Annotated in this window: 4 protein-coding genes; 2 read left to right on the top strand and 2 right to left on the bottom strand. The window is 41.4% G+C overall.

All coding sequences use genetic code 11. The features are described from left to right. Positions 1–766: 766 nt before the first annotated feature. Both BLR60_RS22105 and uxuA read right to left on the bottom strand, forming a co-directional pair. Positions 767–2,431 (bottom strand): glycoside hydrolase family 43 protein, encoded by a 1,665-nt coding sequence (locus BLR60_RS22105; protein ID WP_090503909.1) that lies wholly within the window; start codon positions 2,429–2,431, stop codon positions 767–769. Between the two features lie 95 nt (positions 2,432–2,526). Then, a complete protein-coding gene (gene uxuA, locus BLR60_RS22100; RefSeq protein ID WP_090503906.1) occupies positions 2,527–3,699 on the bottom strand; it encodes a mannonate dehydratase in 1,173 nt (390 codons plus the stop codon). A gap of 450 nt (positions 3,700–4,149) precedes the next feature. Here uxuA and BLR60_RS22095 point away from each other — a divergent pair, with 450 nt between their 5' ends. Together BLR60_RS22095 and BLR60_RS22090 are read left to right on the top strand one after the other, a co-directional pair. Next, positions 4,150–5,025: an alpha/beta hydrolase gene (locus tag BLR60_RS22095; protein WP_090503904.1), complete on the top strand. Its 876-nt coding sequence runs from the start codon at positions 4,150–4,152 to the stop codon at positions 5,023–5,025. 19 nt (positions 5,026–5,044) lie between these two features. Beyond that, positions 5,045–7,507, top strand: a complete 2,463-nt coding sequence (locus tag BLR60_RS22090) for a glycoside hydrolase family 95 protein (RefSeq protein ID WP_090503901.1) — start codon at positions 5,045–5,047, stop codon at positions 7,505–7,507. Positions 7,508–7,766: the final 259 nt, after the last annotated feature.

Here is a 7,766-nt window from a genome sequence, read left to right as displayed (position 1 = left end):
CGGTCAATATACTTCATGAGTTATTTTGCCATCGGTCTACTCTCGATCCTTTTCACTTTATGCTTACTAAATTAAACATTTGTAAACATAGGAGCCATCGGATCAAGTTGGGAATGACGATTTCCTGAGGGACATATCTGCCCTATTTATCTGTTAACCTGAACTCGATAATTAATTAAAATACTACCTTATAGACGACCCATCCTAACCGATTCGTCATGCTGAACTTGTTTCAAAGCTCGCGCTCGTTTTTAACGAGTGCGGACGTAGTAATAACGATTTTATCGTTTGTGTTTAAAACACATTGATTAATAAATACTCGTTTGGAAACGAACGTGATCTTATAATTTCATGTATAAGATCAATTTTTGTATAAAAGACCCTGAAACACCCGTCCGACTGGCCGGGCGGAAGTTCAGGGTGACGAACTGCAGGAGGGATCGTAGCTTTACGAAGGCTTTTCAGCCGACAGCATATTTTGAAATTCCACGTACAAGATCTATTTCCGTATAAAAGACCCTGAAACACCCGTCCGACTGGCCGGGCGGAAGTTCAGGGTGACGAACCGCAAGAGTAATCATTATCCGGTAGGTACCAGATGGAGTTGGGATTGATGAGGAAAGGGAGTCATTTCGACGGTAGTGCCTTCCCGTACAGGCGGGGATAAATCTTCTGCTAGGTTCAAAGATTTCTCCCCTCCACGTTGTTTCGGTCGGGATGACGGATTTTTTGGAGCAGCAATGATAGGTGCCGCTACAAAAACAAGTTATTTCGAATTATAAATTTTATCGTTTCCACTATAATCAATCCATTTAAAGCTCGCTGTGTTGTCGCTTGGTTGGCCAGACGAGGTAGCATACAGTGCGAAAAGTGAACCAATAAATCCACCGGCTGCCTGCGTACTTAAATATTTGCCATCAACGTCTTTTTTCAGGATTTGCCATTCCTTACCTCCCTGACGATATTTGAAATCATATAAACCACCTTTAGCTTCAATCTCCAGCTGAAGATCGGCTGATGAATTAGGCAATGGCAATTCCGTAATTAATGCCATTTGGTTGGTAGCCTTATCGCCTTTAAAGAGCTGAATGACCTCTTTATCTCCTTTAAGAGATTTACACATAAAGTAAAAATTAAATTCCCCCTGAAAGATCATAAATCCTGCTTTTTCATTTTCAGATTTCGGTAAAAAATGAAGTGATGTACTTGCTGAACAGAACATGTGTTGCTGTCTTTTACCTAAAAAAGCAGGATTCCCTTTTTCCATGCAGGTTTCTTGCTTAAGTTTCATCGTTAGCCCGTTTTTTTTGTCCAGTTTGTACCATGAACTGTCGTTTTTTCTTAAAAATAACAGGGATTGATCCAGACCTTTATCAAATGTGGTGCGATAAGAAAAATTACCACTTTGGGGTGGCGTTCCCTTTTGTTTAACTTCTTTAAAATTCGCTTCATATTGATATTGTACTTCCTTGAAATCTGGATTGATTACCGGCCATCCATCTGTCCATTTAACTGGTGCGATGAAAGTTTCCCTTCCGGTGTTGTAAAAATTTCCTTCATATGGACGCACGGCAAGAAAAATGGCATAAGTTTTTCCATCAGGTCCTTCAACTAATTCGGCATGGCCGGTTGAGGTAACCGGATTTGCACGGTTCGGATCTAAATCCCGTTGTGTTAGAATCGGATTTTTTTCATAAGGTGCATATGGGCCGGTAGCCGAGCGACTTCTGAGTATAACCTGCGAATGATTTACACTCGTGCCACCTTCGGCAGCGCAGATATAATACCAATCACCCCGTTTAAAAATGTGTGGTCCCTCAATCCATACCGGTTTTTTAGAAATATCTACTCCACCATTTACAAGCAAATGTTCTTCCCCTTTAACTTTGAGAGTCGCTGGATCAAATTCGTAGGTGCGTATGGTGCGGTGGCCACTGTAAAGCGGCTTATTGTCCGGAGCATCACTATTGTAAACAATATACGCCTTATCCTGATCAAAAAATAACGATGGATCTATTCCGCGTACTTCGCGAAGCCATATTGGGTCGCTCCATGGACCTGCAGGATTTTTAGCCGTCATTACAAAATTTCCACCCTTATCTATGTTGGTACAGGTCATATAAAAGGTTCCTTTATGGTAATTGATAGACGGTGCGAACAAACCGCGTGAGGTTCCATCGCCAAGAAAAGTCATTTGTGTATTACGCTCAATTACATTTCCAATCTGTTTCCAATTTTTTAAATCTTTGCTGTGAAAAACAGGGATGCCCGGAAAGTAAGAAAAAGTAGAATTAACCAGATAATAGTCAGAACCGACTTTGGTGATACTTGGATCCGGATAAAAACCGGCAAGAATGGGATTGGTAAATTTTATCTGTGCAAAAGCTTGTGTAGTGAAGCACAGTAAGAATAAATAAATGATTTTTTTCATAATTAAATTTGGTTATTAAAGAAATATGTTCGGGTTTTTATGTGTTTTTTTGGGACAATCTGAAAATAAGATTTTCCAGGTATCTAATCAGGTATTTAATTTGTCTTTAAAGTTTCGCTGATGCCCAATTCGAGTCCGCGTAGTTCGGCCAGGCCTTTCAGTCTTCCTATCGCAGAATAACCCGGGTAGGGATTTTTATCCAGATCATCAAGCATTTGATGGCCATGATCGGGACGCATGGGGATAGCACGGTTTTCGGAATGCATGAGCTTTAGAATAGCTGTTACCAAACCGCTCATGTCTGCATTTCCTTCCAGGTGATTGGCTTCATAAAAGTTACCGTTATCCTCCCGTTGCACGCTTCTCAGGTGTAGGAAATATATTTTGTTTCCCAGCCGTTCAATCATTCCTTTTAAATCATTATCTGGCCGGGCACCAAAAGAACCACTACAAAAACAGATGCCATTAGATGGCGCAGGCACCGCCTTTAATATTTTTTGCGCGTGCGCTTCTGTACTCATAATTCTGGGCAAACCTAAAATCGGGTAGGGGGGATCATCCGGATGAATGGCTAACTGGAGTCCGTTTTGATCAGCCGTAGGTGTGATTTCCTGTAAAAAACGGATTAAATTATCACTCAGTATTTCTGCAGAAATGTTTTGATATCCTTCCAGCAGCGTAAGTACCTGTTCTTTAGTGAAATGATCTTTACTTCCCGGCAGGCCCTGTAAACAGTTGCTCATTAAAGTGTTTTGCTCCTGTGCAGTGAGTTTGGCAAAGAAACTTTTGGCTTTTTCCACTTCTTGTGGTGGATAATCAGCGGCTGCACCAGGTCGGTTTAACAAATAAAGGTCAAAAGCAATGAATGCCGTTTTCTCAAATCTTAAAGCGAGTGCGCCAGTGCGGGTTTTATATTTTAAATCGGTCCGCATCCAGTCTAATACCGGCATGAAATTATAGGTAATCACTTTGATTCCGCAGTTGGCGAGGTTTTTCAGGCTGACTTTATAATTTTCAATCCATAGCTGATATTCGCCCTGCCGCTTTTTTATGTCTTCATGTACGGGTAAACTTTCCACCACTTCCCATACCAGGCCCGCAGATTCGATAACTGATTTACGGACTAATATTTCTTCCTGAGACCAGATTTCGCCAACAGCAATATGATGTAAAGCCGTTACCACCCCTGTACAGCCTGCCTGCAGAATATGGGCTAACGTAACTAGATCATCAGGGCCGTACCAGCGCATGGTTTGGATCATTTTCATAGCAGACGAATGTTGTTTTCAGTAACCTTTTGATCGCACATTATCAAATTGCTAATTTGCCTTTTAATTTGAGTAGCAATATTTCCCTGCGCTTTAATAGTTTGTTTCATATTTGGTTTTTAGGCTTGATCCTATAAAATATTTCGACTACATCAATTCAGTTTTTTTGTGCAATCGATTGCTAAAAAATGTCTGGTAACACTAATTTTTTCTTAGCTTAGTGATGTATACGGTCAATTGTTTTACTTTTCCGAATTACCTATTACCGAAGTTCATTAAAGATTTTTAAATAAATGATGATTTTTTTTGCTCAAAGGCATTTTTGAACATTTTTGCACTCAAAATAATCAATGGTTCCATGATCCGGCGATGCGATGCAATAAGTTTGTAGTAATAATTATTCTGGCAGTTACTTAATTATTTCTGCCAGTCACCGCTAACCAAATTCAAATGAAACGATTAATCTCTATCTTAGTCACACTGCTTTTTATTCAAATCGCAGTTTTCGCCCAAAAGCAGATTCCTACAGCACCTGCAGGTTTCGATGTTAATCAGGAAAACATCCCCCATGGAAAAATTGATACGATTCAGTATGCGTCAAAAACTGTTGGCACGAATAGGAAAGCCACTATTTATTTTCCTCCAGGTTATCAGAAAACTAAAAAATACCCGGTTTTATATTTGCTTCATGGCATCGGTGGAGATGAAAAAGAATGGCTTAATGGTGGTAAACCTCAGGTAATTTTCGATAATCTGTATGCCGCGGGAAAGTTAGAACCTATGTTGGTGGTGATGCCGAACGGCAGGGCGATGCAAGATGACCGTGCTACCGGAAATATTATGGCACCAGAAAAAGTTGCTGCCTTTGCAACCTTTGAAAAGGATTTGCTCCAGGATCTGATCCCATATGTAGAAAAAAATTATCCTGTTTTTAAAGACAGGAATCACCGTGCACTTGCCGGATTATCTATGGGTGGCGGACAATCCTTAAATTTTGGTTTGGGTAATTTAGACACGTTTGCCTGGGTTGGCGGTTTTTCTTCTGCTCCAAATACTAAGGTCCCGGCAGAATTGTTGCCAGATCCGGCCAAAGCGAAAACCATGCTTAAGTTGCTTTGGATTTCTTGTGGTGACAACGATAGATTGCTTAACTTCTCGCAGCGTACGCATGAGTATCTGGTAGAAAAAAATGTTCCGCATATTTATTATGTTGAACCAGGGGTACATGATTTTAAAGTATGGAAAAATGATTTACACCTGTTTAGTCAGTTGTTATTTAAGCCTGTTGATCAGGCTGCCTTTCAAAAATATAGTCTAAATCCTTAACGACTGATTATTCTTCTCCATGAAAAATTTTTTGACCCTGTTGCTATTTATCAATGTTGTTTTCTCAGGTGCTGCCCAGCAAAAGCCAAAATTAAAACTATGGTATAATAGCCCTTCCGGCAAAATTTGGGAGAACGCATTACCTGTTGGCAACGGGCGGCTTGGCGCAATGGTTTACGGCAATGTAGTTAATGAAATTATTCAGTTAAATGAGCATAGCCTTTGGAGCGGGAGCCCTAACAGAAATGATAATCCCTTGGCATTAGATTCATTGGCCCGCATTAGAACGCTTATTTTTGAAGGTAAACAAAAACAGGCAGAACAGCTTTCCAATAAAGTGATCATCAGCAAAAAGTCGCAAGGACAGATTTTCCAACCTGTTGCAGATTTGCACCTGGATTTTGCCGGTCATGAAGACTATACAAACTTTTACCGCGAACTAGACATTAGTAATGCCGTAAGCACCACCACTTACCAGGTAAAAGATGTGGTTTACACCCGGCGTGTGCTGGCCTCGCTGGCCGATGGGGTAATTGCGGTTGAACTGAGCTCGAGTAAACCAGGTGCGTTAAGTTTTACGGCTTCGTTATCGTCCCTGCAGCCCAGTGCTAAAATGAATACGCAAGTGCCAGGGCAAATTGAAATTACCGGGACCTCTACCGCGCATGAGGGCGTGCCGGGGCTTGTCCGCTTTGATGGGATCGCGGCATTTAAGCATGTTGGCGGTAAAATCTCCAGTACCGAACGTACAATTGTGGTAGAAAATGCGAACGCGGTAACCATTTATGTAGCTATTGCCACCAACTTTATCAATTACAAAGATATTAGCGGGGATGAAAAATTAAAGGCCAGGGAAATGTTAAACCGTGCATGGCCTAAAAACTTTGAGACCGTTTTAAAAGCGCATCAATTACAATATCATAAATATTTCGATCGGGTAGATTTATCGTTAGGGAAAAGCGATTTTGAACATGTGCCAACAGATATCAGGCTCAAGAATTTCAATTCGGTTAACGATCCGCAGTTTGCAGCACTGTATTTTCAATATGGACGCTATCTGCTCATTTCCAGTTCTCAGCCTGGTGGTCAGCCGGCCAACCTGCAGGGCATCTGGAATAATAAATTATATCCACCATGGGACAGTAAATATACCATTAATATTAATGCGGAGATGAACTATTGGCCTGCCGAAAAAACAAATCTGGCCGAGTTGCATGAGCCTTTCTTAAAAATGGTTCAGGAACTGGGAGAAACCGGAAAACAGACCGCCCACGATATGTACGGAGCAAGGGGCTGGATGGCGCATCACAATACAGACATCTGGAGAACAACCGGCGCTGTTGATGGTGCATTTTGGGGCGCCTGGACACATGGTGGAGGTTGGGCCAGTCAGCATCTTTGGGAACACTATCTTTACAGCGGAGATCGGTCATTTCTTAAATCAGCCTATCCAACTTTAAAAGGAGCGGCCATGTTTTATGTTGATTTCCTGGTTAAAGACCCTAAAAGAGGATTTTTGGTTATTAATCCCGATATGTCTCCGGAAAATGCTCCTCCAGCACATCAGGGCTCCTCGCTCGATGCCGGAACAATCATGAGTAATCAAATTGTGTATGATGTTTTTAGCACGGTGATTCGTGCAGGAGAAATTCTAGGTGAAGATAGAGCCTTAATGGATACGTTGAAAAATATGCGTAGTCAGCTCCCGCCAATGCAGGTTGGGCAGTATGGTCAGCTGCAGGAATGGATAGATGATATCGACGATCCAAACGATAACCACCGGCATGTATCTCATTTGTATGGCTTATTCCCATCCGCTCAAATATCGCCATACCAAACACCAGCGTTGTATGCTGCGGCCAAAAAAACACTCTTGCAACGCGGCGATGTTTCTACAGGCTGGAGCATGGGATGGAAAGTGAACTGGTGGGCAAGGCTGTTGGATGGCAATCATGCCTACAAACTTATTCAGAACCAGTTAACGCCTGTTGGAGGAAACCGGGCGAGCGGTGGTACCTATAATAATCTTTTTGATGCGCACCCGCCTTTTCAGATTGATGGTAATTTTGGTTGTACTTCGGGGATAGCAGAAATGTTGATGCAATCAGATAATGGCGATATTCAATTATTACCTGCACTTCCAGATGTCTGGAAATCAAGGGGACATGTTACCGGTTTAAGAGCGAAGGGTGGATTTGAGATTGTTAAACTGGAATGGGTAAACGGTATGATTACTAAACTGGTGATTAAATCGAATTTGGGCGGGAATTTACGGATCAGGGTGCCTAATGAATTAAATTTAGCTAAGCTTGAAGCCAAAAATGCCATTGGTGAGAATCAGAATCCTTTTTTCTTCCTTAACAAAACGCCAAAACCCGTAGTTTCCAAACTGGCGCCAGCTGTAACTATTGATTTGCCTGAAACTCAATTGTATGATATAAAAACAGGTGCAGGGAAAACCTATACGTTGTATAAAAAATAAAAGACCTCTCTTGTTTTAAACCGCAAAGTTCGCAAAGTTTTTGACGCGAAGGATGCAAAGATGGGTGTATGTTAATTACAATAAACTAATCATCATTTCGCGTGAAGCACCGCGGAATGGAGAGACTACACTTTCAATGATGAATCCAGTAAACTATTTATCATCTCGATCGAAAGACCCTGAAACGAGTTCAGGGTGACGATATTTTGGAGGAATTACTGAATGGATTTAGCTTCGCTGAAACTCGGGTTATTGATTG

It is taken from the genome of Pedobacter terrae (genome assembly GCF_900100705.1).
Classification (GTDB): Bacteria; Bacteroidota; Bacteroidia; order Sphingobacteriales; family Sphingobacteriaceae; genus Pedobacter; species Pedobacter terrae.
This window is presented reverse-complemented; position numbering and strand designations above follow the sequence as displayed.